This is a genomic window from Bradyrhizobium lablabi, assembly GCF_900141755.1.
Taxonomy (GTDB): Bacteria; Pseudomonadota; Alphaproteobacteria; order Rhizobiales; family Xanthobacteraceae; genus Bradyrhizobium; species Bradyrhizobium lablabi_A.
Map to the genome: position 1 here is coordinate 6,588,888 of NZ_LT670844.1, position 23,355 is coordinate 6,612,242.

General features: G+C 61.7%; 28 protein-coding genes. 17 read left to right on the plus strand and 11 right to left on the minus strand.

What is annotated here, in order from left to right; translation table 11 throughout:
- Positions 1 to 27: 27 nt before the first annotated feature.
- The 4 genes from B5526_RS30370 (at position 28) to B5526_RS30385 (ending at position 5,300) form a co-directional block, all read left to right on the plus strand.
- The gene (locus B5526_RS30370; RefSeq protein WP_244562100.1) at positions 28 to 1,560 is read left to right on the plus strand and encodes a hypothetical protein; all 1,533 of its coding nucleotides are present in this window, start codon (positions 28 to 30) and stop codon (positions 1,558 to 1,560) included.
- Between the two features lie 130 nt (positions 1,561 to 1,690).
- Positions 1,691 to 2,473, plus strand: a complete 783-nt coding sequence (locus B5526_RS30375) for a hypothetical protein (RefSeq protein WP_079545595.1) — start codon at positions 1,691 to 1,693, stop codon at positions 2,471 to 2,473.
- A 122-nt stretch (positions 2,474 to 2,595) separates the two neighbouring features.
- Positions 2,596 to 3,786 (plus strand): ATP-grasp domain-containing protein, encoded by a 1,191-nt coding sequence (locus B5526_RS30380; RefSeq protein ID WP_079543446.1) that lies wholly within the window; start codon positions 2,596 to 2,598, stop codon positions 3,784 to 3,786.
- Entirely contained in the window at positions 3,783 to 5,300 is a 1,518-nt protein-coding gene (locus B5526_RS30385; RefSeq protein WP_079543447.1) for a pyridoxal phosphate-dependent decarboxylase family protein, read from the plus strand. Before B5526_RS30380 ends, B5526_RS30385 begins: the two co-directional genes overlap by 4 nt.
- 13 nt (positions 5,301 to 5,313) lie before the next feature.
- Here the strand turns inward: B5526_RS30385 and flbT are convergent, their stop codons facing one another.
- Complete coding sequence (gene flbT, locus B5526_RS30390) at positions 5,314 to 5,751, minus strand: flagellar biosynthesis repressor FlbT (protein ID WP_079543448.1); 438 nt, start codon at positions 5,749 to 5,751, stop codon at positions 5,314 to 5,316.
- Positions 5,752 to 6,122: 371 nt separating this feature from the next.
- Here flbT and B5526_RS30400 point away from each other — a divergent pair, with 371 nt between their 5' ends.
- The 5 genes from B5526_RS30400 (at position 6,123) to B5526_RS30420 (ending at position 11,029) form a co-directional block, all read left to right on the plus strand.
- Positions 6,123 to 7,289: a flagellin gene (locus tag B5526_RS30400; protein ID WP_079543450.1), complete on the plus strand. Its 1,167-nt coding sequence runs from the start codon at positions 6,123 to 6,125 to the stop codon at positions 7,287 to 7,289.
- A gap of 118 nt (positions 7,290 to 7,407) precedes the next feature.
- Complete coding sequence (locus B5526_RS30405) at positions 7,408 to 8,574, plus strand: flagellin (RefSeq protein ID WP_079543451.1); 1,167 nt, start codon at positions 7,408 to 7,410, stop codon at positions 8,572 to 8,574.
- A gap of 207 nt (positions 8,575 to 8,781) precedes the next feature.
- The gene (locus B5526_RS30410; RefSeq protein WP_079543452.1) at positions 8,782 to 10,017 is read left to right on the plus strand and encodes a flagellin; all 1,236 of its coding nucleotides are present in this window, start codon (positions 8,782 to 8,784) and stop codon (positions 10,015 to 10,017) included.
- A 224-nt stretch (positions 10,018 to 10,241) separates the two neighbouring features.
- Positions 10,242 to 10,607 (plus strand): flagellar biosynthesis regulator FlaF, encoded by a 366-nt coding sequence (gene flaF, locus B5526_RS30415; protein ID WP_079543453.1) that lies wholly within the window; start codon positions 10,242 to 10,244, stop codon positions 10,605 to 10,607.
- Positions 10,608 to 10,636: 29 nt separating this feature from the next.
- Complete coding sequence (locus B5526_RS30420; RefSeq protein WP_079543454.1) at positions 10,637 to 11,029, plus strand: hypothetical protein; 393 nt, start codon at positions 10,637 to 10,639, stop codon at positions 11,027 to 11,029.
- A 16-nt stretch (positions 11,030 to 11,045) separates the two neighbouring features.
- On the opposite strand, the gene B5526_RS30425 is transcribed toward B5526_RS30420, so the two are convergent.
- From B5526_RS30425 to B5526_RS30440, 4 genes are all read right to left on the minus strand, one after another.
- Positions 11,046 to 11,417 carry a hypothetical protein gene (locus B5526_RS30425; protein WP_079543455.1) on the minus strand — a complete coding sequence of 124 codons (372 nt, stop codon included), beginning with the start codon at positions 11,415 to 11,417 and terminating at the stop codon, positions 11,046 to 11,048.
- A 165-nt stretch (positions 11,418 to 11,582) separates the two neighbouring features.
- Entirely contained in the window at positions 11,583 to 12,074 is a 492-nt protein-coding gene (locus tag B5526_RS30430; protein WP_079543456.1) for a hypothetical protein, read from the minus strand.
- Between the two features lie 21 nt (positions 12,075 to 12,095).
- On the minus strand, positions 12,096 to 12,458 hold the full coding sequence (flgJ, locus tag B5526_RS30435; RefSeq protein ID WP_079543457.1) for a flagellar assembly peptidoglycan hydrolase FlgJ: 363 nt from the start codon (positions 12,456 to 12,458) through the stop codon (positions 12,096 to 12,098).
- Complete coding sequence (locus B5526_RS30440; protein WP_079543458.1) at positions 12,458 to 13,582, minus strand: flagellar basal body P-ring protein FlgI; 1,125 nt, start codon at positions 13,580 to 13,582, stop codon at positions 12,458 to 12,460. The genes flgJ and B5526_RS30440 overlap by 1 nt, the downstream gene beginning before the upstream one ends.
- A gap of 265 nt (positions 13,583 to 13,847) precedes the next feature.
- Between B5526_RS30440 and B5526_RS30445 the strand changes: the two genes are divergently transcribed.
- Positions 13,848 to 14,261: a flagellar assembly protein FliX gene (locus B5526_RS30445; protein WP_079543459.1), complete on the plus strand. Its 414-nt coding sequence runs from the start codon at positions 13,848 to 13,850 to the stop codon at positions 14,259 to 14,261.
- Positions 14,262 to 14,384: 123 nt separating this feature from the next.
- On the opposite strand, the gene B5526_RS30450 is transcribed toward B5526_RS30445, so the two are convergent.
- Positions 14,385 to 14,759: a winged helix-turn-helix transcriptional regulator gene (locus B5526_RS30450; RefSeq protein WP_079543460.1), complete on the minus strand. Its 375-nt coding sequence runs from the start codon at positions 14,757 to 14,759 to the stop codon at positions 14,385 to 14,387.
- Between the two features lie 111 nt (positions 14,760 to 14,870).
- On the opposite strand from B5526_RS30450, the gene B5526_RS30455 reads away from it, so the two are divergent.
- From B5526_RS30455 to B5526_RS30465, 3 genes are all read left to right on the plus strand, one after another.
- On the plus strand, positions 14,871 to 15,482 hold the full coding sequence (locus B5526_RS30455) for an NAD(P)-dependent oxidoreductase (protein ID WP_079543461.1): 612 nt from the start codon (positions 14,871 to 14,873) through the stop codon (positions 15,480 to 15,482).
- A gap of 212 nt (positions 15,483 to 15,694) precedes the next feature.
- A complete protein-coding gene (gene dksA, locus B5526_RS30460) occupies positions 15,695 to 16,060 on the plus strand; it encodes an RNA polymerase-binding protein DksA (protein ID WP_172842148.1) in 366 nt (121 codons plus the stop codon).
- Positions 16,061 to 16,162: 102 nt separating this feature from the next.
- Positions 16,163 to 16,948, plus strand: coding sequence for a 2-keto-4-pentenoate hydratase (locus B5526_RS30465; protein ID WP_079543463.1), 786 nt, complete (start codon positions 16,163 to 16,165; stop codon positions 16,946 to 16,948).
- A gap of 563 nt (positions 16,949 to 17,511) precedes the next feature.
- On the opposite strand, the gene B5526_RS30470 is transcribed toward B5526_RS30465, so the two are convergent.
- Entirely contained in the window at positions 17,512 to 17,883 is a 372-nt protein-coding gene (locus B5526_RS30470) for a hypothetical protein (RefSeq protein ID WP_433994603.1), read from the minus strand.
- 243 nt (positions 17,884 to 18,126) lie between these two features.
- Here B5526_RS30470 and B5526_RS30475 point away from each other — a divergent pair, with 243 nt between their 5' ends.
- Both B5526_RS30475 and B5526_RS30480 read left to right on the plus strand, forming a co-directional pair.
- Positions 18,127 to 18,342 carry a hypothetical protein gene (locus tag B5526_RS30475; protein ID WP_079543465.1) on the plus strand — a complete coding sequence of 72 codons (216 nt, stop codon included), beginning with the start codon at positions 18,127 to 18,129 and terminating at the stop codon, positions 18,340 to 18,342.
- 150 nt (positions 18,343 to 18,492) lie between these two features.
- On the plus strand, positions 18,493 to 18,684 hold the full coding sequence (locus B5526_RS30480) for a hypothetical protein (protein WP_079543466.1): 192 nt from the start codon (positions 18,493 to 18,495) through the stop codon (positions 18,682 to 18,684).
- Positions 18,685 to 18,976: 292 nt separating this feature from the next.
- Here the strand turns inward: B5526_RS30480 and B5526_RS30485 are convergent, their stop codons facing one another.
- From B5526_RS30485 to B5526_RS30510, 4 genes are all read right to left on the minus strand, one after another.
- The gene (locus tag B5526_RS30485) at positions 18,977 to 19,168 is read right to left on the minus strand and encodes a hypothetical protein (RefSeq protein ID WP_079543467.1); all 192 of its coding nucleotides are present in this window, start codon (positions 19,166 to 19,168) and stop codon (positions 18,977 to 18,979) included.
- 909 nt (positions 19,169 to 20,077) lie between these two features.
- Positions 20,078 to 20,485, minus strand: a complete 408-nt coding sequence (locus B5526_RS30500; RefSeq protein ID WP_079543470.1) for a type II toxin-antitoxin system VapC family toxin — start codon at positions 20,483 to 20,485, stop codon at positions 20,078 to 20,080.
- Positions 20,482 to 20,742, minus strand: a complete 261-nt coding sequence (locus tag B5526_RS30505; RefSeq protein ID WP_079543471.1) for an antitoxin — start codon at positions 20,740 to 20,742, stop codon at positions 20,482 to 20,484. The genes B5526_RS30500 and B5526_RS30505 overlap by 4 nt, the downstream gene beginning before the upstream one ends.
- Positions 20,743 to 20,829: 87 nt before the next feature.
- Positions 20,830 to 21,060: an AbrB/MazE/SpoVT family DNA-binding domain-containing protein gene (locus B5526_RS30510; protein ID WP_079545598.1), complete on the minus strand. Its 231-nt coding sequence runs from the start codon at positions 21,058 to 21,060 to the stop codon at positions 20,830 to 20,832.
- A 413-nt stretch (positions 21,061 to 21,473) separates the two neighbouring features.
- On the opposite strand from B5526_RS30510, the gene B5526_RS30515 reads away from it, so the two are divergent.
- Positions 21,474 to 22,070 (plus strand): hypothetical protein, encoded by a 597-nt coding sequence (locus B5526_RS30515; protein ID WP_154071533.1) that lies wholly within the window; start codon positions 21,474 to 21,476, stop codon positions 22,068 to 22,070.
- Between the two features lie 341 nt (positions 22,071 to 22,411).
- Positions 22,412 to 23,191, plus strand: coding sequence for a hypothetical protein (locus B5526_RS30520; protein ID WP_079543473.1), 780 nt, complete (start codon positions 22,412 to 22,414; stop codon positions 23,189 to 23,191).
- Positions 23,192 to 23,355 lie beyond the last annotated feature (164 nt).

Here is a 23,355-nt window from a genome sequence, read left to right on the forward strand (position 1 = left end):
GAGGCTCGATCGCGTTCGGCGTCCGCAATGCGCGAGCTGTTCCTGCCGCTGGACCGGCTGCTCTGTTGTGGCGGTGATCCCCGACTGAATATCGATCCGGCCAGTGGGGTCAACAGCTATGGCTGCCAGCCCTTGCCTTGTCCTGATACGCTGAGCTTTGCCTCGAGCACCGCGACATCGATCTCGCAGCGCGCCTACGATCGCGCCGCGAATGCACGGCAATCGCTGATGCGTTCCGCCATTGCCATCGGCGCCGACGCCGCGTTCGATGCGCGCATCGAGACGATGCGCGATGAGTTGAAGGCCTGTCTGGGGTTGACGCGGACCGGAGCCGATGTGGTCTTTTCCCCGTCAGGCACCGACGCGCAGTTGCAGGCGCTGTTGCTGGCGCGGTCGTTGCTCGGACCTGCGCTCACGACGGTCGTCGTGGCCGCCGATCAAACCGGCAGCGGAACCGTCTTTACCGCGCGCGGAGCGCATTTCGGCGCGGCCACGGCGAATGGCAGCAGCGTTCGGAAGGGAGAGCCGATTGCCGGCATCGCGCATTCCGTCACCAGCGTCGCGCTGCCCTTGCTCGACGCGGCCGGCGGTTTCCGTCCGCAAGCCGAAACCGACCAGCAAGTTCTGGATGCGATCGAACGGTCGGTCGCCGGCGGGACCCGCGTCGTTCTTCAAATCATGGATTCGTCGAAACTCGGCTGGCGCGCCCCGAGCGATAAATGCCTCGACGAAATCGCGACGCGCTGGCCCGATCAGGTTCAGGTCGTCGTCGATGCCTGCCAGATGCGGCTTGGCCGCGCGCGCTTGCGGAAATATCTCGACCGCGGATATCTGGTGATCGTCACCGGCTCGAAGTTTTTCACCGGCCCTCCCTTCAGTGGCGCGCTGCTGGTGCCGGCCAGCCTTGGGAAGGCTCTGGATCGGACCACCGAGGCTGCGCCGGGACTCTGCGAGTACAGCAGTCGCAGCGACTGGCCGATGCACTGGCAACATTTGCGGTCGCGTTTCCCGGTCCGGACCAATTTCGGCCAATGGCTTCGCTGGGAAGCGGCGATCGAGGAAATTCGCGCCTATTATGCCGTGCCCGACGCATTTCGGCTCCAGGCTCTGACGGCCTTCGGCAACGGCGTGCAGCGGATCATCGCATCTTCGCCGTCGCTTCAGCTGTTGCCGCCGCAGCAGAGGCTCGAGGCCGACAGCCTTGACGACGAAGAGCTGGCGCAGCCGACGATCTTCCCATTTGCGATCCGGCATCGTGACCGAAATTTGTCTTTCGACGATTGCAGGAAATTCTATCGCGCACTCTCCGAGCCGGGCGATGCCGGCGAGATCGCGGCCAAGGTTTGCCTCATCGGTCAACCCGTGGCACTGGGACACGGCGACCGGCACCCCGCGGCGGCGCTTCGCATCTCGGCAGGCGCGCGCCTCGTCAGCGAGGCCTGGTCACCCCGCGAAGATGTGGCGCGCGGCAATCTGCAGCGTGAACTTGGCCATGTCGGCACGATCGTCGCCAAGATCGAATGGCTGCTCGGGCAAATCGACGATCGGCCATTGGCCTAGTCTCCCGGAAGCGCCTGATCGCCCGATGTGGCCGGTAAATGGCGGAGCAGGGCCGTTAGGCTTTCATTAACCACGTCTATTTACTGTTTGGTCAGGAATGCAGAAAGCGTCCGCCCTTCGGGAGCTGTTCATGACTGACCAAATACATCTTATGGTGGCCACGCCCTGCTTCGGCGGACAGGTGTCCAGCATCTATGCCGGCTCGATCTTTCACCTGCAGCGCGCCGTCCGTTCGATGCCCAACCTCAACCTTACGGTTCTGATGCGCGATGGCGACGCGCTGATTACCCGGGCGCGAGCCAATCTGGTGACGATGTTCCTCAGCGACCCCTCCGCGACGCACCTTTTGTTCGTGGACGCCGATATCGGCTTTGTGCCCGACCAGGTATTCCGGCTGATCGAATCCGGCGCGGATGTGGTCGGCGGCGTCTATCCCATCAAGCGGATCAACTGGGACAAGGCGACGCGGATGCTGGAAGCCGGACGACCGAAGGCGCCGTCGGCCGCGCTCGATTACGTGCTCGAGATAGAAAATCCCGATCATGTCGTCGCCGTCAACGGCTTTACGCGCGTGCGCTACGCCGGCACCGGCTTCCTGATGATCAGGCGGCACGTCTTCGAACAGATGTGCCGGCATCCCTCCTACGCGCCGCTGCAATTCTTCCATGAGCATTCCCGCGATGAGCTCGCCGGCAATCCAAACCGGTTTGCCTTGTTCGAGTGCATGATCGACCCGAAGAGCGGGACTTATCTCAGTGAGGATTTTGCCTTCTGCAAGCGCTGGACCGATATCGGCGGCGAAATCTGGGCTGATCTCGAGAGCCGTCTCGATCACGTCGGGCCGTCGGTCTTTCACGGCGATGTCTCCTCGCAATTTGCCGCGCCTGCAAGGGCAGCCGCGAATGCGGCGTGAATTGATCCTCTAACGCGCCGTAGGCCGCGCGCATCGTTCGTCCTCAGCGGAGTTCTTGCATGCAATCTGACTTCCACGAAAGGATCGGAACGACCGAGCCGATTTACGCTGACCGCACCGGTATGGCGAAGCTTGCGAAGCTGGCGTTTGATGGCCTGGACCTTCGCCCGATGTGGCACGAGTTGATTGCCAAGCTGGTCGATGGCACCGCTCAAGCGGGCGAGGGGCTCGATCTGTCGCTGATCGCGCAATTGCTCGGCGACAAGCCGGCAGGTCTTGCCATCCAGCAAGAGGTACTTGCGTCGCATCAGCTATTCCGTTCGCCGTGCGCGGCGAAACAGCCCCGCTTGCGCGTTCTTGCGCTTGCCGCGGCAACCGATATGGGCAGCAATACGCCGATCGAGTTTCTGCTCGAGGAATCCCCGATCGAGCTACTGATGCTGTACGTCGTCCCCAAAGTTGAATTGCCTCGGTTGCTCCCTGAACATGACGTCGCCATCGTGATCGCATCCGATTCGGCGGACTGCCGCGACGCGCTGCGCAAGATCGATGAGGCGGCGGCGCGCTGGCCGCGGCCGCTGTTGAATCCGCCGCGCCTTATTTGCAATCTTGATCGCGACAAGCTGCATCATCTGCTTTGCGGCATCGAGGGCCTCGATATCCCGGCGACGATCGGCGTGACACGGGAGCAATTGGCTGACGTGGCCCAGTCCAAACTCGCTTTGGCCGACATTGCGGCTGAGCTTGAGTTTCCCCTCATCGCCCGTCCGCGCGGTTCGCACGCCGGCGTTGGTCTCGCCAAGCTCGACGATCGCCCGGCGCTCTCGCGCTATCTCGACGAGCGACCGGAGCAGGAATTCTTCGTATCCCGCTTCGTCGATTACGCCAACGAGGACGGCCTGTTTCGCAAGTACCGCGTGGTGTTCGTCGAAGGCCGGCCTTACGCCTGCCACATGGCGATCGCCGATCGCTGGGACATCTGGTACCTCAATGCCGGAATGTCCGACAGCGCGCCCAAGCGTCTCGAAGAAGAAACCTTCATGCGCACCTTCGACATCGGCTTCGCCCGCCGCCATCGGACCGCGCTGGCCGGCATGGCGGAGCGGGTGGGTCTCGACTATTTCACGATCGACTGCGCGGAAAACAAGCGCGGAGAATTGCTGATATTCGAGGCGGACAACACCGCCGTCGTGCACAACATGGATTCGCCGGAGCTGTTTCCCTACAAGCCGCCGCAGATGCACGCGATCTTCGAGGCATTCGCCGCGATGCTGTCGCGCCGCGCCAAAGCCGGCCGGGAGCATGCCGCGTGAGCGCGAGGCTGCGCGACACGCTGCCGGAGTCGCGATCGGGCGAGACGCTCGATCCGCAAGACTGGGACGACATCCGCGCCCAAGGTCATCGCATGCTCGATGACATGTTCGACTACGCCGCCGACATCCGCGCGCGCCCGGTCTGGCAACCGATACCGGATGACGTCCGCGCGCGTTTCCGCAGCAACCTTCCGCACCAGCCGTCCGATCTCGGCGAGGTCTATCGCGAATTCGCCGACTTCATCCTCCCGTATGCGACCGGCAATGTTCATCCGGGTTTCATGGGTTGGGTCCATGGCGGCGGCACCGCGGTCGGCATGCTGGCGGAGATGCTGGCGGCCGGGCTGAACGCCAATCTCGGCGGCCGCGATCACATTCCGATCGAGGTCGAACGTCAGATCGTCGAATGGACGCGCCAGCTGTTCAACTTCCCGGACGGCGCCAGCGGAATTTTCGTCACCGGCACGTCGATGGCGAATCTGATGGCGGTGCTGGTGGCGCGAACGGCCGCCCTCGGACGATCCGTCCGGCAGCGCGGCATCCATGACGAAGGCGCCCGGCTTATCGCCTATACCTCGACAGCGGCGCATGGCTGCATCTCGAAGGCCATGGATATCGGTGGTTTTGGCAGCAACGCGTTGCGCTCTATTGCGATCGATCGAACCCACCGCATCGACGTCGCCGCGTTGCGCGAGCGGATCGCCGAGGACCGCAACGCCGGCCTAAAACCTTTCCTGGTCGTCGGCTCGGCTGGAACGGTGGATATCGGTGCGATCGACGACCTTGCGGCGCTGAGCGCACTGTGCCGGGAAGAGGAGCTGTGGTTTCACGTCGACGGCGCCTATGGCGCGCTCGGGGTTCTATCGCCGGCGCTGGCGCCGCGGCTCGCCGGTCTGGAAAACGCCGATTCGATCGCGCTCGATTTCCACAAATGGGGGCAGGTGCCTTATGACGCCGGTTTCCTGATCGTTCGCGACGGCGAGCGCCATCGCGACACCTTTGCGGCGCCCGCGGCGTATCTGCGCCGCGAGACCAGAGGGCTCGCCGCCAACTCACCCTGGCCTTGCGACCTCGGCCCGGATCTGTCGCGCGGCTTCAGGGCGCTCAAGACGTGGTTCACCTTGAAGACCTACGGCACCGAGAAGTTAGGGGCTGTCATCACGCGCACCTGCGCGCTCGCGGCCTATCTGGAGGCGCGGATTCTGGCCGAGCCGCGGCTCGAGCTGCTGGCGCCGGTCCAGCTTAATATCGTCTGCTTCCGCTATCGCGCTGATGACGCCGACAGGGTGAACGGCGATATTGTCATCGACATTCAGGAATCCGGGATTGCCGCGCCGTCGACCACGATCCTCGACGGCGAGCTCGCGATCCGCGCCGCGATCGTCAATCACCGCACCGACACCTGCGATATCGACGCGCTGATCGCGGCCGTGCTGGATTTCGGCGCGCAGCGGTCGCCGGCTGACGACGGCGTGGTTCCGAAAATCGAGGGTGCCCCGCCGCTGGCGATGTAGGCGGCGCGCCGGATCAGCTTTGGGCCGACCGTTTTGCTTCGGCGTTGGCCTCGGCCTGGACAGCTTCACCGTAGTCCAGGAGCTGCCGCTCGTAGGCGACGAGCTTTTTGGCTTCCTTCAGCGCCTGATAAAGGTCGCCGTTCAAGATATGGTTGTTGATGCCCTCGATGATGGGCCAGGCGCTCGGTACCGCGGTGACGATGTCGCGCAACAGGTTGAAGTAGGTGCCGTGATTGACCTGCGGGTCCGGCGAAATATACATCAACTGCACCGCCAGATAGACGAGCTTGGCCGGCGTATCGGCGGTCTCCGGCGTCAGGATATCCTTCTCGCGCAGGATCGGAATGTTGTCGCCGTCGATCAGTAGCCGGGCGCGCTGATCGGTATTGGTGACGACGCAGGCGCCGATGATGATCCGCTCGTGCGGCTTGAGCTCGACTTTCAACGCCATGCCAGGTCTCCGTTGCCGTATTTTACACGAGCCAACATTGCGGCGGATTGCGAGATTGTGCCGGCTTTGGTCGCGCCGAACGCGCGGCCCGCGGCTTTCTGCCGATTGTCGCCGCAATCCTTTCTGATTGAGGTTAACGCCCGGTAAACGGCGCCGGACGCTGCGTAATTGTCCAATGTTATCAACGTTATTTTCGAATCGCGCGCAGACGAAAACGCCGCTCAGCGCCTCGCCGCCGCGCTGGGAACGGGAGTGGTGCGGTATCGATTCATGTTTTGTTAGACGCTTGGTTCCACGTTCCGCCACCTCACCCGATCAGAAAAGATTGGGATGTGTGCGTACTCCAATTTCACACCAGAAAGGTATGAAACATGTCAGGTATCGTTCTTTCGGCAGCCGTTCGCCAGAACCTGCTCTCGCTGCAATCCACCGCCGCCCTCTTGGCGACCACCCAGAACGCCCTCGCCACCGGTAACAAGGTCAACTCGGCCCTCGACAATCCCACCAACTTCTTCACCGCGTCGGGCCTTAACAACCGCGCCAGCGACATCAACAACCTGCTCGACAGCATCGGCAACGGCGTGCAGGTGCTGCAGGCGGCCAACACCGGCATCACCTCGCTGCAGAAGCTGGTCGATACCGCGAAGTCGATCGCCAACCAGGTGCTGCAGGCGCCCACCGGCTATACGACCAAGTCGGCGACTACTTCGTCAGTCCTCCCTGCCGGCTCCACTTCGGCCAATCTGGTCGATGGCGTCGCTATTAAGAGCGGTGAGATTATCTCAATCGCCGCGACCACGGGCATCCCGGCGTTCACCATCACCCTCACCGCCAGCGAGTCGCTTGCTCAGCTGAACACCTCTTTGGCAGCCAGCAATCTGACAGCCAGCCTGAACAGCACCAACCAGCTCGTCATCACCACGACCAACGACGCGGCTTCGTCCACGATCGGTGCGGTCGCCCTGACTGGTACCGCCGGTACTGCGACGTTCTCAGTTGCCGCCGCGCCGGTTGCCGATCCAGTCTCGCAGGCCACGCGTGCCAGCCTGGTGGGCCAGTACAACAACATCATCACGCAGATCACCACAACCGCTCAGGATTCGTCCTTCAACGGCATCAACTTGCTCAATGGTGACAACCTCAAGCTGACCTTCGACGAAACCGCAAAGTCCACGCTCAACATCACCGGCGTCACCTACAACGCGGGCGGCCTCGGCCTCTCGTCGCTGACAGTGGGCACGGACTTCCTGGACAACAACTCAGCCAACGCGGCGCTCGCCGTACTCGGCACGGCCAGCACCACGCTCCGTACCGAGGCCTCGGCGCTCGGTTCGAACCTGTCCGTCGTGCAGCTCCGTCAGGACTTCAACAAGAACCTGATCAACGTGCTGCAGACCGGCGCGTCCAACCTGACGCTGGCCGATGCCAACGAGGAAGCGGCCAACAGCCAGGCGCTGTCGACCCGCCAGTCGATCGCGGTGTCCGCGCTGTCGCTCGCCAACCAGTCGCAGCAGAGCGTGCTGCAACTGCTGCGCTGATTTTTCGAAAAACTACCAAACAAGGCGGCGGGGAAGAAACCCCGCCGCTTCAGCCGGCCGCCCCAGCATAACGATTGGGACGCCATCACTCCAATTTCACACCAGAAAGGTATGAAAAATGTCAGGTATCGTTCTCTCGGCAGCCGTTCGCCAGAACCTGCTCTCGCTGCAATCGACCGCCGCGCTGTTGGCAACCACCCAGAACGCCCTCGCCACCGGCAACAAGGTCAACTCCGCGCTCGACAATCCGACCAACTTCTTCACCGCGTCGGGCCTTAACAACCGTGCGAGCGACATCAACAACCTGCTCGACAGCATCGGTAACGGCGTGCAGGTGCTGCAGGCGGCCAACACCGGCATCACCTCGCTGCAGAAGCTGGTCGATACCGCCAAGTCGATCGCCAACCAGGTGCTGCAAGCGCCCACCGGCTATACGACGAAGTCGACGTCTACCTCGACAACCCTTGTTGGCACCGCCTCGGCGGCCAATCTGGTGGACGGCGTCGGTTTCAAGGCCGGTCAGACTCTCATCGTCGCCGCGAACGGGTCCCTTCCGGCAGTCACCGTCACCTTCGGCGCCACCGAGTCCCTCACCCAGTTGAACACCTCTTTGGCGGCCGGCAATCTGACAGCCAGCATTAACAGCTCCAACCAGCTCGTCATCACCACAACCAACGACGCGGCTTCGTCCACGATCGGTGCGATTACCACCGGTGCAACTCCCGGTACTACGACGTTCGGAGCTGCTACCCCGCCGGTCGCCGATCCAGTCTCGCAGGCCACGCGTGCCAGCCTGGTGGGCCAGTACAACAACATCATCACGCAGATCACCACAACCGCTCAGGATTCGTCCTTCAACGGCATCAACCTGCTGAATGGTGACAACCTCAAGCTGACCTTCGACGAAACCGCAAAGTCCACGCTCAACATCACCGGCGTCACCTACAACGCGGGCGGCCTCGGCCTCTCGTCGCTGACAGTGGGCACGGACTTCCTGGACAACAACTCAGCCAACGCGGCGCTCACCGTACTCGGCACGGCCAGCACCACGCTCCGTACCGAGGCCTCGGCGCTCGGTTCGAACCTGTCCGTCGTGCAGCTCCGTCAGGACTTCAACAAGAACCTGATCAACGTGCTGCAGACCGGCGCCTCCAACCTGACGCTGGCCGATGCCAACGAGGAAGCGGCCAACAGCCAGGCGCTGTCGACCCGCCAGTCGATCGCGGTGTCCGCGCTGTCGCTCGCCAACCAGTCGCAGCAGAGCGTGCTGCAACTGCTGCGCTGATTTTTCGAAAAAGACGATCGAACGGAGCGGCGGGGGAAACCCCGCCGCTTTTTCGTTGTGGAGCCGTAAGCAGGCGAAACCGCTGGCAATTTTGCGGGCCCGCCTCCGGTAACGAAGCGTTAAGCAAACAAATTAGGCGGGCATTAACCTTAATTTAAAGGAAAGCTCAGTAGAACTAAGGAGGTAAAACTACGGAAGGCTTGTCACATGTCCGGTATTGTTCTTTCGGCAGCGGTTCGCCAGAACCTGCTCTCGCTGCAAAACACCGCGGAGCTTCTCTCCACCACCCAGAACCGTCTGGCCAGCGGCAAGAAGGTCAACACCGCGCTCGATAATCCGACCAACTTTTTCACCGCGCAGGGCCTCGATAACCGCGCCAGCGACATCAACAATTTGCTCGACGCCATCGGCAACGGCGTACAGGTGCTGCAGGCCGCCAATACCGGCCTCACTTCACTGCAGAAGCTGGTCGATACCGCCAAGTCGATCGCCAACCAGGTGCTGCAGACGACCACCGGCTATACGCAGAAGGCTTCTGCGACGAGCCTGGCGCCGACCGGCTCGGGCGCGGGAACGGCCACCGATCTGGTCAACATCGGCAGCGGCACCGCCAACTCGCTCAGCGGCAAGACCTTCATCTTTACGCCTGCCACCGGTGCCGCGACCACGATCACGCTCGGTACCGGTGCCGGTCAAGTCAACTCAATCACCGCTTTCAATACCGCGCTGACATCCGCCGGCCTTGGATTGACGGCGTCATTGGCCACCAATGGCTCCATCACGCTGACCTCCACCAACGACAATGCGAGCCAGACGCTGACGACCACAGCAACTGCAGCTCCGAACAACATTGGGATCACCGGCACCGATACAGCGACCCTTGTCACTCCGACCGGCGGCACCGCCGGCGCGCCACTCGCCGATCCGAACTCGCAGACCACGCGTGCCAGCCTGGTTGCCCAGTACAACAACATCATCGCGCAGATCACGACGACATCGCAGGACTCTTCGTTCAACGGCATCAACCTGCTGTTCGGTGATGACCTGAAACTGACCTTCAACGAAACCGGCAAGTCCACGCTCAACATCAAAGGCGTCACCTATGACGCGACCGGCCTCGGTCTTGGTCCGTTGGTCGCGGGTACCGATTTCCTCGACAACAGCTCAGCCAATGCGGTGATTGCCAAGGTAAGCGCCGCTTCAGACCAGTTGCGGTCGGAAGCCTCGTCGCTCGGTTCTAACCTGTCAATCGTGCAGATCCGCCAGAACTTTGCCAAAAACCTGATCAACGTGCTGCAGACCGGCTCGGCCAATTTGACGCTGGCCGACTCCAACGAGGAAGCGGCCAATAGCCAGGCGCTGTCGACGCGCCAATCGATCGCGGTGTCCGCGCTGGCCCTGTCCAACCAGTCCCAGCAGAGCGTGCTGCAACTGTTGCGCTGATCCCGGCAGCAATCGATCCGGATTCGATACCGAAACGGCGGGGGAAACCCCGCCGTTTTCCTGCTGTGAGCCGCCCCAGTGCGGCCGGCAGACGGCCCGTCGCCCGCCCGGTTTCAGACAAATACGGAAACGGTTGCTAACCATATTTTAAAGGCATCCCCGTACAAAAGTTGAGCAGCTTTTGAAGCCAGTGTTCCCTGCGCAAACCCTACCAAAGGTGATGGATGTCTCATGCCGCTCAAGCCTATGCCCGCACGTCGCAAACGACGGCGCCTGCACGTGAAATCGAGGCGCAGGCCCTCTTGAAAGCGGCAAAGCAGTTACAGGACGTCCAGGCCAACTGGACCGGTCCCGACAAGAACATGCACAACGCGCTGCTCTTCAATCGCCGGCTGTGGTCGATCTTCATGAGCGCGGCGGAGACCAATGACAATCCGCAGCCGCTGGAGATTCGTCAGAACATCGCCAATATCGGCGTGTTCGTGATGAAGCAGACCATCGAGATGCAGATGAATCCGGATCCGGCGAAGCTGAAATCGCTGATCGACATCAACTGCAATCTCGCGGCAGGCCTGTCGGGCAAGGTCTGATGGCCTTTTCGGACTAACGGAGTGCGATCATGACCGATATCGCGAGCATCCTGTCAGCGAACTACAAGGCGATCGGAGCATCGGCCGCTGTTCCGTCCAAGACCAAATATGTGGCCGTCGATCCCAAGCTCTATCAGGGCACCTGGAGCGGAACCTACGCCAACAAGAAGACGTTCAAGATCACGGTCACGAACGTCAGCGGGTTCCGCGCGCAGGTGAGGTACCAAAGCAGCGACGGCACCTCCAAATACCAGAGCGTCCTGATCAAGGACCACTCGTTCCGGGTTGGTGATACCAAGTTGACGCTCACCAAGCTTGCAACGGCCACCACGGCTGCGACGGCGCAAGTCAAGAACGTCGTCACCGATCCCGCGACCGGCTCGACTTTTCTCGATACCGCCGTCGCCACCCTGAGCAACTGATCCGGACTTGAAAACTTCAAGCCTTGCGATCGGTGGCGAGAAGCCGAGTCGGCTGGCCTTTTGTCAAATCGAGCGTGTGGAAATAGGCGCGTCGTCGCAGCACCGCCTCTTCAGGAAACTGCGTCACCACCGTGTTGGTCCGGTCATCGACCACCTGATAGACGATCGAGGCCGCGGCCTGGTCGATATACGCCTGGCGAGATATGAAATCGCTGTCGCTCGAAGCTCCCGGATCGTTGCGCACGGCCACGCTCGGGTCCGTTGCGGTGACGCTTTGGCTCGCAGGCAGATCGGTCGCCACTGCGTTGCTAGCCGCCTGGCTTACGGGCTGAACAACAGGTGTTGGAGCCGGCGCCCCCACCGGCCTGATGCTGAAATCCGTACTCATGGCAGCCTCCTGGCCTCCCTCGAGTCAAATCCCAACCCCTCTCCATAGGCAACTATGCGCCGCTAGCCCTCAATGTTTTGTTAGAGAACGCGCTGAATGCCGCGTTACGACCGGCGCGCGAGTTTGACGAAAAATGTTCGTAATTCGAATCGTGCGCTGCACCCGTCAGAGCGAGCGGCTGACCGCGAGCGGCGTCATGTTGCGCGGCGCCGGCGCCGCGCGACGCCCGGCGGCGGTATAGGTGTTCGGAATATTCTTGCGCTGAATCTCGGTATTGACGCCGCGGATGACGCTTTCGGACACCGCATGCGCGGTTGCGAGCACCGTCAGGTTGATCTGCAGCATGGCGCGAAACACGTCGTGATGACGATGCAGCGTATCCAATAGCTCCGGTGCTGCCTGCGCAAGGTATTTCTGGCTGGCTTTCAGTTGTCCGACCGCATTGACATAGCGGCGCGACAGCTCGGTCTTGTTCGGCTCGAATGCCATCGCCTCGCGCAGTCTGCCGGCGCGGACCAGCTCGGTTTCGCGCTCGATGACGCCGAGCAGCGCGCTCATCACATCCATCAAGTTCTCGGCGAGCTTGCGCGCATCGGTGGCGGTTGCGGCCGCAGCTGTTGGCGCTTGCGCCTGTCGCCGTAGAGGATGCTGGTTCATGTGCGGTCTCCCTTAATCCATCTAGCTCGTGTGGCCGGCCTGCTGCATGATCAGCGAACGAAACACCTCGTTGGAGATTCCGACGCCGCCGGCTTTTGCAAAAGATTTCGAATATTGCTCGGTCAGCATCGAGCGCCACACGCCGGTGCCGGGGGTGTCGCCGAACGGGCCTTCGCCCTTGATGCCGCTAGTCATCTGGGAAAACATCGAGTTGAGGAACATCGCCTCGAAATCGGTCGAGGTTGCCTTGGCCTTGGCTTGCGCCTGCGGCGAGACTTTTTTCAGGGCGTCGGCGAAGGCCGGATCCGGCCGTCCCTTGAACAGCGGCATCGCTGCGTTGGCGGGCATGCTGCCGGTGGTCGAATTGATCAGGCTCGATGACATCACATCACCTCGATGTCGGCCTGGATCGCGCCGGCGGCCTTGATCGCCTGCAGGATGCCGATCAGGTCGCGCGGCCCGATGCCGAGCCCGTTGAGGCCGTCGACCAGTTGCTGCAGCGATACACCGTCTTTCACCACCGCGAGCTTCTTGCCGTCTTCGGTGACGCCGACGCTTGAGCGCGGTGTCACCACCGTCCGCCCGCGCGACAGCGGATTGGGCTGGCTCACTTGCGGGCTTTCCGAAATCGTCACGGTGAGATTGCCCTGCGCCACCGCGACGGTTGCGACACGGACGTCGCGGCCCATCACGATGATGCCGGAGCGCTCGTCGATGATGATCTTGGCCGCCAGATCAGGCTCGACCTGCAACTGTTCGATCTCGGTCAGGAAGGCGACGACATTGCCCTTGAATTCGGCGGGGACCGAAAGCTGCACGGTCGAGGGATCGAGCGGCTCGGCGGTCTTGACGCCGAGAAAATCGTTGACCGCCGCCGCGATGCGCTTTGCGGTGGTGAAATCGGCGTTGCGCAGCGCCAGCCGCACGTTGGGCAAACGATTGAGCGCGAACTCGATCTCGCGCTCGATGATGGCGCCGTTGGCGATGCGGCCCACGGTCGGCACGCCGCGGGTGACACTGGCAGCGGCGCCCTCGGCCTGGAAGCCGCCGATCGCGAGCGAGCCCTGCGCCACCGCGTAGACGTTGCCGTCGGCGCCGAGCAGGGGGGTGACGAGCAGGGTCCCGCCCATCAGATTCTTGGCGTCGCCGAGCGCGGACACCGTGACATCCATCCTTGTGCCCTGGGTGCCGAACGCCGGCAGATTGCCGGTGACCATGACGGCGGCGACATTGCCGGTGCGGATGGTGGCGCCGCGGATGTTGACGCCCATCCGCTCCAGCATCGCCTGCAGCGATTGCTTGGTGAAGGGGATGTTGTTGAGCGTATCGCCGGTGCCGTTGAGGCCGACCACGAGGCCGTAGCCGATCAACTGGTTCTGCCGCACGCCTTCGATATTGGCGAGGTCCTTGATCCGCGACGTCGCGGCGGCCGGAATGGCCGACAGCGCCAGCGCTAAAAGCGCGGCGCAGACCGTCCCGATTACGCGTGCCGAAATGGCGCCTGGCATCCTCTGCTCCCCGCGAGGTCTTGAACACTCGGACCCGCGCCACTCCCATGGCAGCGATCCGCCGTTCACTATGCGAGCGCCGTGCCACGCCTGTTCGTTCGTGTAAGATACTGACATAACGATATAAATTGTTCGGCCGCCGGTTGCCCGCTGGTCACGCCGAAGTGGCAAATCTGCCGCTTGGCGGCAGTTTTTGCCGGGCTGTTTACGACCCATTAACCATAAGGGGGCGAAGCTTGCGCCCACACGAGCTTCGAGAACAGCGATGCGCATCTACGGACCGAACGGCACCACTCTCGGGAGCCCCGCGGGCACCACGCGGAAAACCTCATCGAGCAGCTTTTCGCTGCCCGATGCGGCATCGACGCCGGAAGCCCGCCCGGTGAACGCGCCGAAGGCTGCCGCCAACATCGACGCGCTGCTTGCGATGCAGGGCATCGAGGAGGATCCGGTCGAGCGCCGCAAGCGTTCGGTGGCGCGCGGCAAGGGTGCGCTCGACGTGCTCGACGATCTCAAGATCGGGCTATTGTCCGGCAGTTTCGATGCCTCCACCGTGAGCCGGCTGCGCGACGCCGCCGCCAACCTAAAATCCTCCTCCGGCGATCCCGGTCTCGACGCGGTGCTGTCCGAGATCGAGCTGCGGGTCGAGGTCGAACTCGCCAAAGCCGGGCAGTGCTAGAGCATTCCGGGCCTCGTGGTTCGAGACGCGCGGCGTTGCCGCGCTCCTCACCATGAGGGTCTAAGACCTCATCCTGAGGAGCGCGCACTTGCGCGCGTCTCGAAGGATGAAGCCACGGAACTCTCACGCCGCCATCGCCTTGCGCTGGGCGTCGTAGCGGCGTTGCGCGGTGAGCACTTCCTTCAGATTGCGTTCCGCCCAATCGCGCAAGGGATCGACGGCGGCAGCGAGCGTCGCGCCGAGCGGCGTGATCGAATATTCCACCGTTACCGGCACGGTCGGAGTAGCGCGGCGGCGGATCAGCCCGTCGCGCTCGAGGCTTTTCAGCACCTGCGACAGCATCTTCTGCGAGATGCCCTCGATCGCGCGGCGCAATACATTGAAGCGCAGGGGCTCGCCCCTCAAGAGCAGCAGGATCAGCACCGCCCATTTGTCGCCGACCCGATCGAGGATCTGGCGGGTCGGGCAATCGGCCGAATAGGCATTGGCGGCTTTCATCGCGGTTACTCCGGCGTAATCAGGTGACCCCAAAGTGCTCTCTTAACACTTACATCCTTTCGGTTATCTAGTCACCATTGGATACCATCCTCATCCGCATAAGGAGACACCATGAAGATCGCCGTCGTCGGCGCGTCCGGAAATGCCGGCTCGCGCATCACAAGTGAGCTCGCCCGCCGCGGCCACAGCGTCACCGCCATCGCGCGCAACCCGGAAAAAATCGCAAAAGAGCACAATGTCACCGCGAAAAAGGGCGACGCCCATGATCGCCCCGGCCTGGCGCAGCTTCTTGCCGGCCACGACGCGGCGATCTCCTCGATCCATTTCCTCGCCAGCGATCCCGAAAAACTGATCGGGGCCGCCAAGGACTCTCACGTCGGCCGCTATCTTGTGGTCGGCGGCGCCGGCAGCCTCGAAGTCGCCCCCGGCGTCCGGCTGGTCACGACCCCCGGTTTTCCCGCGATCTACAGGGCCGAGGCCGAGAAGGGCGCGGCCTTCCTGGACCGGCTGGCCGAGGAGAAGGACCTCAACTGGACCTTCATTTCGCCCTCGGCCCTGTTCATCGCTGGCGAGCGTACCGGTAAGTTCCGGCTCGGGACCGACCAGCTTCTGACCGTGGCCGACGGCAAAAGCTCGATCTCCTTTGAGGACTTCGCGGTCGCTTTGGCTGACGAAATCGAGCGTCCGGCCCATATCTGCAAGCGCTTTACCGTCGGCTATTAAAGAGGCAAGGCCGTCCCCGGGGCAGGCGCGGATAGTTTTGCCTGTGCAAGGCCTTGGGGGCGGCCCGGCCTCGGCAAGCGAGATATTGTCTGTCACATGGCGCCGCTATATAAGGCGCGCGCGGACGGACCGTTTCCGTTCGCCTTGCACGTGAAGATGGGCTGGCCTTGGAAAAGTTGAAGAACTATCGACCCTCCGAAAAAGAGCCTTTCATGAACGAGCGCCAGCGCGATTATTTCCGCGCCAAGCTCCTGGCGTGGAAGGACGAGATTCTCCGCGAATCGCGAATCACGCTGCAGACCCTGCAGGAAGAGAACGTCAATCATCCTGACCTCGCCGACCGCGCCTCGTCGGAAACCGACCGCGCGATCGAACTGCGCGCCCGCGACCGCCAGCGCAAGCTGATCTCCAAGATCGATGCCGCACTGCAGCGCATCGAGGACAACACCTACGGCTATTGCGAGGAGACCGGCGAGCCGATCTCGCTGAAACGGCTGGAGGCGCGCCCGATCGCGACGCTTTCGGTGGAAGCCCAGGAGCGCCACGAGAAACGCGAGAAGGTCTACCGGGACGAATAGGGTTTTGGCCGCAGTTGCGGTCTTTTTGTTGTCCACCGCGTTTTCGTGTAAAGAAAGGGTGTCACAACAAGAATCGGCGCGAGTTGAGTACGGAGGTCGCCGATGAATAAGACCCTCGCGGCCGCAAAGACCATCGCCGCCGCTCGGCGCGACCGGACGCCGCTGCCGCCGCTCGCCGGCGACGCCGCGCCGAAGACCGAAGCTGACGGCTACCGGATTCAGGATGCGTTGCACGGCCTGCTTTCGGTCGATTTCGGCGCGATGGTCGGTTACAAGATCGGCTGCACCAGCCCGGTGATGCAGCAATATCTCAATATCCCGCATCCCTGCGGCGGCGGTGTGTTTGCAAAAGGCGTTTACGAGAGCGGCGCCTCGCTGAGCACGAAGGATTTCGTCCGCGTCGGCGTCGAATGCGAGATCGCGGTAAAACTCGCGCGCGATCTGGTGTCGACAGAGGCGCCGTTCACGGCGGAGTGGGTCGGCGAGGCGATCGAGGCCTATCTGCCGGCGATCGAGATCGTCGACGACCGTTACGTCGACTGGCAGACCATCGGCGCGCCGATGCTCGTTGCCGACGATTTCTTCGCCGCCGGCTGCGTGCTCGGCGAACCCGTGGCGCGATCTTCCGCGCCCGATCTCGCTGCCGTGGTCGGCCGCGCGATCATCAACGGCGCTGAAGTCGGGCGGGGCACCGGCGCCGATGTGCTCGGCCATCCCCACAATGCGCTCGCCTGGCTCGCCAATCATCTCGCCGCGAAGGATAAGGGTTTGCGCGCGGGCGAGATCGTGCTGACGGGAAGTCTCATCAAGACGGTGTGGCTGAAGGCGGGCGATCATGTGGTGATGGAGTTGGCGGGGCTCGGGACGGTAGACGCAACGTTTGGCTGAGCGAAGTTGCTGTGCGCCGCCGCCGCAAAAAGATCCGTCATACCCCGCGCATGCGGGGTATCCAGTACGCCGCGCCCTTTCGATTCATCGCTGACGTCTCTGGAATACTGGATCATCCGCCGGAGCCTGTCATCGGGCGGCGCTTTGCGCCGACCCGGTGGCGGGTGACGACAGCTGCGCATCTTCAAACAGAAAATGTCCAATCTCAGATACAACTCCGCGATCTAGCGGCGCAATGCGTCCGAGTTGTGCAAGAAACTTCCGCCCAACAGAGGGCGTGGGGAATGCCGGGTGCCGATGCACCCGCAGCCGCGCGTGTAGTGTAGTAAACACGCGCGTTAGTCACCACGAGTCCACCGGAACAACCCGGCATTCCCGCACGCAATGGTTTTAACGGCTTCCTTCGTGCTCTCCCCGGTGACCGGGCTCTTTTGCCACCGTCATCCGCGGAACTATTGTCCCACGAACTTGACACCAGCGTCGGGGTGTCAGGACCACAAATCAGCATCGGTGGTTATGGGTCCCTGCTTTCGCAAGGACGACACCAAACCGTTGCCGTCAGTTCACCTGCGCAAGCGAACCCGCAGCGGTGGCGGCGGCGGTCCGAGATCGCGCTGCCAGACCGTACCGTTGTCGAACTGGATGATCATGCCGTCAGGGGAATAGACCGCGCCCTCGTTCCAGGCATCGGCCCAGATCCGGGATGCCGGCGCGAACGCGTCGGGCCAGGCGCGGGAAGGCTGGCCGGCTTCGTTGACGAGGTTTAGATCGGGCCCGTTCTGCGTGATGAAGGCGGGGCTGCCGACCGGACCCGCCCGACAGGCCTGGATGCATCGATAGGTGCCGGTCAGGTTGACGATTTGCGCTGATGCGCCAGTTGCCGCGAGCGTGGCGAGCGCCGCAATGGCGCATGATGTCATTCTCATGAGGATCACTCCATACGATGACGCCAATCCAGCCTTTGGCGCTCCCTGGGAATCCCTATTCCGATCGGGCGCGTTTGGTTCCATGAGCACGCCGATAATTCGTGACGATCGACGGCTGCGGCCGCGTTTACACGACGGTCCGGTTCATGCGAACCTTGGGCGGCAGGCAGGGCTGTTCACGGAAGGGAAGACCACGACCGACGACGGCGACACGCCGGAAACGACAAGCCTTGAAACCGACACGAGGGGTTCATGCGACGCTTCGTTGTTTTATTGCCGATCGCTTTGCTGACCGCCTCATGCAATCCCGACAGCGAAGTGACGGGGTCGACCAACAAGTGCGCGACCAGCCTCTACCCCTCATACGATCCAAAACTGCGCGACCAGTGCGTGGCTGTCTGCATCAAGTGCGACCACGGCAACACCGTCACCTGCTCGACGTCATGCTTCTTGAAAGGCGCGCACTGAATATCCCCTCCGAACCGCGTCGCCCAAAGCAGGGGACGCGGAGTGCTCGTTTATTCAATAAGCGTCCAACGCCTTGACGGCGATCAACGCCCGATTTTCTGCGCTGGATCACCATAGCGAACGCGCCGTGGCCATGAATGGAGACCTGCCATGTTCTTCGACAACAAGCCGTATGCGATCCTGACCATCGCGGCCTTTGTTTTTTTCGCAATCATCCTGATGTTCTGGGCGTTGTACGGAACCAATGGGCCGAGCAGCCTGGACGCGACCAAGCGGGCGTCGCAGACCCAGACCGTCGGCAGCGCGGCCGTTCCGATAAGTGATAACCGCGAGAGGCGTTAGCCCGTGGCCCCTAGAGCGGGATGATTTTGAGTTGAATCGTCGCCTGCGCAAGTTCGATCACCTCGCCCCGCTTGCGGGGAGAGGCATAGGCCGCCTTCGGCGGCCGTCCTTAGATAAGAAGGACGCCGAAGCGAAGCTTCGGCTATGTCGCGCAGCGATCCGGGTGAGGGGGATTCTCCGCATAATTTGTGCTTCAGCATTCGCGGAAACAGCCCCTCACCCCAACCCTCTCCCCGCAAGGGCGGGGCGAGGGAGAAATCACCGCTGCGCCTCAACCTAAAGTCATCATGCTCTAAGACGGCCATTCGATCGGCGCGTGCTTCAACCGTCGCCTGATCATCTCGTCCCGCAGCCTGTCGGCATACTCCCGAACGGTGGGGCCAACGGTAAATTGGCACTTGTTGGCTCGATCGGCTTCTACCTGCTGTCGGACGTTTTCGTAGAAATGAGCAAGCCGTTCGTCAGGCATGTTTTCGACGCTCATGATCAACTCCTACTCAACCCAACCTACTCTCCCATTCACCTTGCCCCGGCCGGTCGGAAACGCATTAGCTCGGCGGCTTCAGCTCACCGGCCGCCCAGCCCAAGGCATCTGTTTTCAAGGGGTCGACGGCAAAGGAAATTTTCTCGATGCGCTGGCACGTGCTGCACTCGAAGGTCCGCTCCTCGAAACCTCGCTTGCCCGGAGAAATCCGCGCCAATCCCATCCTGTGCTTGCAGACAGGACACATCGGTCGCTCAGCCGTAAAAGATGAACTACGCATCACTTTACCCCGCCGAAATGATATGGCCGGCGCGGAGTTCCGGTCTGTTCGCTCGCCGACTCTACGACAAAGTTTTGCTGCAGGGGAAGACAGAAACCGCGCCGGAGGCGATCGATCACTTTAGCAGGCCACGGATGGATGCGTGGCCGGCGCGGCCTTGCCCCGAAAGCCCCCCAACCCTCGAGGGCGAGGTCGTGCTCCATGCCAGCGCGCGAGCGGGCCCGCCCGTCATGAGCACGATGGCTGCAAAGGCTGCGGCTCCAATGATCTGACGCATTTCAACTCTCCTCTTGATGATGCCCCAATTCCTCTCGCCACTTGGAAAATGCCACAAATAGCCTTCATATCGGGCAGCGCATTGATAGCGAGCAATTTCCGGCAGCCAGCTTGCAACGCGGGTTAGCCGACCCGTGAAAGGGACCAAGACGTGACCGATAAAATCGCCGTCAAGCGTGGCAGCGGGATTAAACGGGCGCGTTCATAAGTTCTCCCTGGAGCGCCTGCTTCGTTGTGTCCGTCGTCTCGACCAGGACGTGGCCATCGTGGTGCGGCCGAAGAAAAGCCGAGGACCGGCGCCACCGCGTCGGCCGCGTGTTGCCGCCTGATCTCCGCTGCCACCGTCGCATCCATCACGCTAGCCAATCCATCACCATCAGTCCCGGCACGCGCGCAAACTCGCGGCCGTTCGCCGTCACCAGCGTGGCGCCCCGGCGGCGCGCCTGGGCCGCGATGAGACAGTCATAGGGGCCGATCGGCGTGCCCTTGCTCTCCAGGTGCGCGCGGATATCGCCTGCATGCGCGGCATCCTCCGCATCGAATGGAAGCACCGCGATTCCCGGTGCGAGAAACTCGGCCAACAGACGATCGGATTCGGCCCGCCTGTCGCTGCGCGCGTGGCCATAGCGCAATTCGAACAGGGCGATGGCGGGAAGACCGATTTCCGTTCCGAGCCGCAACTGTTCCGCCAGTCGGCGCCGCACTACGGGAACGCGCCGGTTGATGACGTAAATCGCGACGTTGGTGTCGAGGCAGATCATTCGTCGAAGAAGACGCGCGGATCGGGCTTGAGCGGCGGGTCTTCGGGCAGGCCGTCCGGCAGGAAATCGCGCCCGCCGAGTTCGTCAAGGCGCGCGAACCATGCCTCGGCATCGAAAGGCGGTTTCTCCATCGGTTCCAGCACCACCTTGTCGCCGACCTTGCTGACGCGCACCTCCTTGCCCTCGAAGCGGAACTCCTTGGGCAGGCGCACCGCCTGCGAGCGGCCATGCATGAAGAGCTTGGCGGTAGCTGTCATTTCCGTACCTAGTCAAGTTGTGATGGCTACCAATGATATATATCACGGCGCGGGGTCCGACGCAACCGAAGTGCGACCGCAACGCCTTCACCGCTCGTTCGCTTCGTCCCGATCGAATTTGTAGTCGGGAGGAAGGGTCCAGTTGTGGGAAGCGAGGCGTCCAAGCGCGGCCTTGCGCCGTTCTTCTTTTTGCACGACCAGCGTACGTTCGACCACGTCGACGATGTTGATTTCGTCGCCGGCCTTCAGGCCCATTTTCTCGACCAGCGCCTTGGGCAGCCGCACGGCCAGGCTGTCGCCCCATTTCGAAACCCGCAAGGTGGCCTCCTGCATGACGCCCATCTTATAATCTCATCGTCAGGATAGCATTCTCAATATTCCCCGCACTTCGTGTTCAACGAGCAGGCATGATCCTCACGCCGCCGCCTTGTCTTCCTTGTCCTCGCCATGCGCCACAGTCTTCAGCTCGTAGGGCGCATTAGGCGGAAGGCGTAATCCGCCTCTTCATCGTCGGCAAATGGCGGATTACGCTGCGCTAATCCGCCCTACGTGCTGCATCACGCCGTATGTTTGGGTGCATCCGGATGAGGAGCGGTGAGTGGGCTATCTAGATTGGGAGCCAACCATAAGACCCGTATTAATACCGGACCTCTGACACGCTTTTTCCGCTTAACTCCTATTGATCTCACCCACCAGTTGCGCTTGGATGACCTCGGGCGTTGGGGGGATGCGTGATGCGTAATTTGGGGATCGTGGCGCTTTGCGCCGCGCTGGGCGGCTGCGTTTCAACCGGAGAGACTGTCGCTTTCCGAGCTTCAAATCCACAGCAACAGGCGATGATGCGCGACGGGCAACCGGCTCTTGTGTCGCGTCAGAAAAGTTCACTCGTCTTGGTCCGCCCGGCCTCACGCCAACTGCAGGCTAACGGTCGACCAGTTTTCGTGGTCGGCATAAACAATCTCGGGAAACAGCCGGTCGAATTTAGGGTTGGCCAAGTCGAGGCCGTGCAGCACGTTGGCGCTTCCGATTATGAGATGCAGATCGTCACATATGAGATGCTTCTCCAGGAGGAGAAGAACCGACAGATCGCGGCGGCGATCCTGACCGGCGTCGCCGGTGCGGCGAACGCCTACGGCGCGTCCCGAGCCGGGTATGGTAGTTACACGACACCAAGCGGCCGCACCGGAACGTTCTACAGCCCGACGGCGGCAGTAATAGCCCAAACAATGCCGCTGTTCAAAATGAAGCGATGTTTGCCGCTACAGTCGAAACCGGCCAACGCAACATGGCTGTACTTGAGCAATCGGTCATCAAGGACAACACCCTGATGCCGGGCGAATGGTACGGTGGACAACTGCACCTGACGCCTCCAACCGATCAGGCCGGCGGGCCAAAGACCTACACGATCATCATTACTGTAGGCAGCGATCGGCACGTCGTGGAGGTTTCGCAAGGGCCAGCCGGAACATAGCTACTTGTAAGGCGGGTTGGCCGAAGGGGTAATTTCATCATCATAGAACGGCGGATTACGCTTCGCTAATCCGGCCTACGTGCTGAGGCGCGACTTCTGTTGAGCTTCCTTGCACAGCAGGCCGACTCACGGGCATCTTCGGGTCCAATGAACCGTTAATTGCGAACACTGCTATTTGATTAGTTGGAATCGAATGAAATGAAGAGTCAAAGCGAGCGTTACAAGGCGGACCTCACGAGGCTTGTTTGGGAGGGCAAAAAAATAGCTGTAGCCCTGCAGTACGACTGCGATCCAGAAGCTGCCAAAAAGACGGGGTTAAAAAAGGAAGATTTGCCTGACGCACGGCAGGCTTACCAAGCGTGGTATTCCGAAGCGCTTGCGTGTGTAACACAACTCTTGCCTGATCGTGTAGAGGACTTCATCTCGTATTACAAACCTCTCAAACCTCGAAAGAGCGTGGGGTTTGCTAACTACACCATGTCTGACTACCTCATCGGAAGTACCGTCTACGATTCCGACAGCGCCCGCTGGATAGTGCCGGCAAACTCGGCTCTTAGTGCGATTTTCAATCAATACAAGATAGTCGAGACCATATCTAATCGCTTCGAATCGACGCTATTTGACATTAGGGCGCTGGTCCACGCCGATCTATTGGATGATGAACTCGCAGCCGCTGACGAACTCAACAAGCAGGGGTTTTCTCGTGGCGCGGGAGCTATCGCTGGCGTCGTCCTTGAAGCACACCTCGCCGGAATCAGCGAAACACATAAGATTAAGCTCGCTAAGAATGCCACGATTTCCACCCTCAATGATGCACTTAAGAAGGCGGACATTCTGGACACCGCGACGTGGCGTTTCATTCAACACTTAGGGGATATTAGAAACAAGTGCGATCACAAGGCTGATGCTGATCCGACACGAGATGAAGTTAAAGAACTAGTCGACGGCGTGAGAAAAATTACGAAAACGGTATTCTAAACGAACTGCCGCGCTCTTAAAGACGCATGGACGCCGGAAAAAGCTGGGGCATGAGGAGTTTCGCCAGAAGTGCCCCCAAAACATCCGCGGCCTCCGGCAGGGGAGCTACCGGAGGCCGCGTTTTACATCGCATCGCGTCTCGAGCCGCGATGAGATGTGGGAGC

What these genes read in the sequence shown, in the direction of transcription:
- flaF (WP_079543453.1), top strand. Translation starts at nt 10,242, where the DNA reads ATGTCTCATGCCGCTCAAGCCTATGCCCGCACGTCGCAAACGACGGCG.
- B5526_RS30500 (WP_079543470.1), bottom strand. Translation starts at nt 20,485, where the DNA reads ATGATCTGCCTCGACACCAACGTCGCGATTTACGTCATCAACCGGCGC.
- B5526_RS30420 (WP_079543454.1), top strand. Translation starts at nt 10,637, where the DNA reads ATGACCGATATCGCGAGCATCCTGTCAGCGAACTACAAGGCGATCGGA.
- flgJ (WP_079543457.1), bottom strand. Translation starts at nt 12,458, where the DNA reads ATGTCATCGAGCCTGATCAATTCGACCACCGGCAGCATGCCCGCCAAC.
- B5526_RS30375 (WP_079545595.1), top strand. Translation starts at nt 1,691, where the DNA reads ATGACTGACCAAATACATCTTATGGTGGCCACGCCCTGCTTCGGCGGA.
- B5526_RS30370 (WP_244562100.1), top strand. Translation starts at nt 28, where the DNA reads ATGCGCGAGCTGTTCCTGCCGCTGGACCGGCTGCTCTGTTGTGGCGGT.
- B5526_RS30450 (WP_079543460.1), bottom strand. Translation starts at nt 14,759, where the DNA reads ATGAAAGCCGCCAATGCCTATTCGGCCGATTGCCCGACCCGCCAGATC.
- flbT (WP_079543448.1), bottom strand. Translation starts at nt 5,751, where the DNA reads ATGGCGTTGAAAGTCGAGCTCAAGCCGCACGAGCGGATCATCATCGGC.
- B5526_RS30445 (WP_079543459.1), top strand. Translation starts at nt 13,848, where the DNA reads ATGCGCATCTACGGACCGAACGGCACCACTCTCGGGAGCCCCGCGGGC.
- B5526_RS30400 (WP_079543450.1), top strand. Translation starts at nt 6,123, where the DNA reads ATGTCAGGTATCGTTCTTTCGGCAGCCGTTCGCCAGAACCTGCTCTCG.
- B5526_RS30425 (WP_079543455.1), bottom strand. Translation starts at nt 11,417, where the DNA reads ATGAGTACGGATTTCAGCATCAGGCCGGTGGGGGCGCCGGCTCCAACA.
- B5526_RS30480 (WP_079543466.1), top strand. Translation starts at nt 18,493, where the DNA reads ATGTTCTTCGACAACAAGCCGTATGCGATCCTGACCATCGCGGCCTTT.
- B5526_RS30455 (WP_079543461.1), top strand. Translation starts at nt 14,871, where the DNA reads ATGAAGATCGCCGTCGTCGGCGCGTCCGGAAATGCCGGCTCGCGCATC.
- B5526_RS30440 (WP_079543458.1), bottom strand. Translation starts at nt 13,582, where the DNA reads ATGCCAGGCGCCATTTCGGCACGCGTAATCGGGACGGTCTGCGCCGCG.
- B5526_RS30475 (WP_079543465.1), top strand. Translation starts at nt 18,127, where the DNA reads ATGCGACGCTTCGTTGTTTTATTGCCGATCGCTTTGCTGACCGCCTCA.
- B5526_RS30520 (WP_079543473.1), top strand. Translation starts at nt 22,412, where the DNA reads ATGAAGAGTCAAAGCGAGCGTTACAAGGCGGACCTCACGAGGCTTGTT.
- B5526_RS30505 (WP_079543471.1), bottom strand. Translation starts at nt 20,742, where the DNA reads ATGACAGCTACCGCCAAGCTCTTCATGCATGGCCGCTCGCAGGCGGTG.
- B5526_RS30430 (WP_079543456.1), bottom strand. Translation starts at nt 12,074, where the DNA reads ATGAACCAGCATCCTCTACGGCGACAGGCGCAAGCGCCAACAGCTGCG.
- B5526_RS30380 (WP_079543446.1), top strand. Translation starts at nt 2,596, where the DNA reads ATGGCGAAGCTTGCGAAGCTGGCGTTTGATGGCCTGGACCTTCGCCCG.
- B5526_RS30410 (WP_079543452.1), top strand. Translation starts at nt 8,782, where the DNA reads ATGTCCGGTATTGTTCTTTCGGCAGCGGTTCGCCAGAACCTGCTCTCG.
- dksA (WP_172842148.1), top strand. Translation starts at nt 15,695, where the DNA reads ATGAACGAGCGCCAGCGCGATTATTTCCGCGCCAAGCTCCTGGCGTGG.
- B5526_RS30485 (WP_079543467.1), bottom strand. Translation starts at nt 19,168, where the DNA reads ATGAGCGTCGAAAACATGCCTGACGAACGGCTTGCTCATTTCTACGAA.
- B5526_RS30405 (WP_079543451.1), top strand. Translation starts at nt 7,408, where the DNA reads ATGTCAGGTATCGTTCTCTCGGCAGCCGTTCGCCAGAACCTGCTCTCG.
- B5526_RS30465 (WP_079543463.1), top strand. Translation starts at nt 16,163, where the DNA reads ATGAATAAGACCCTCGCGGCCGCAAAGACCATCGCCGCCGCTCGGCGC.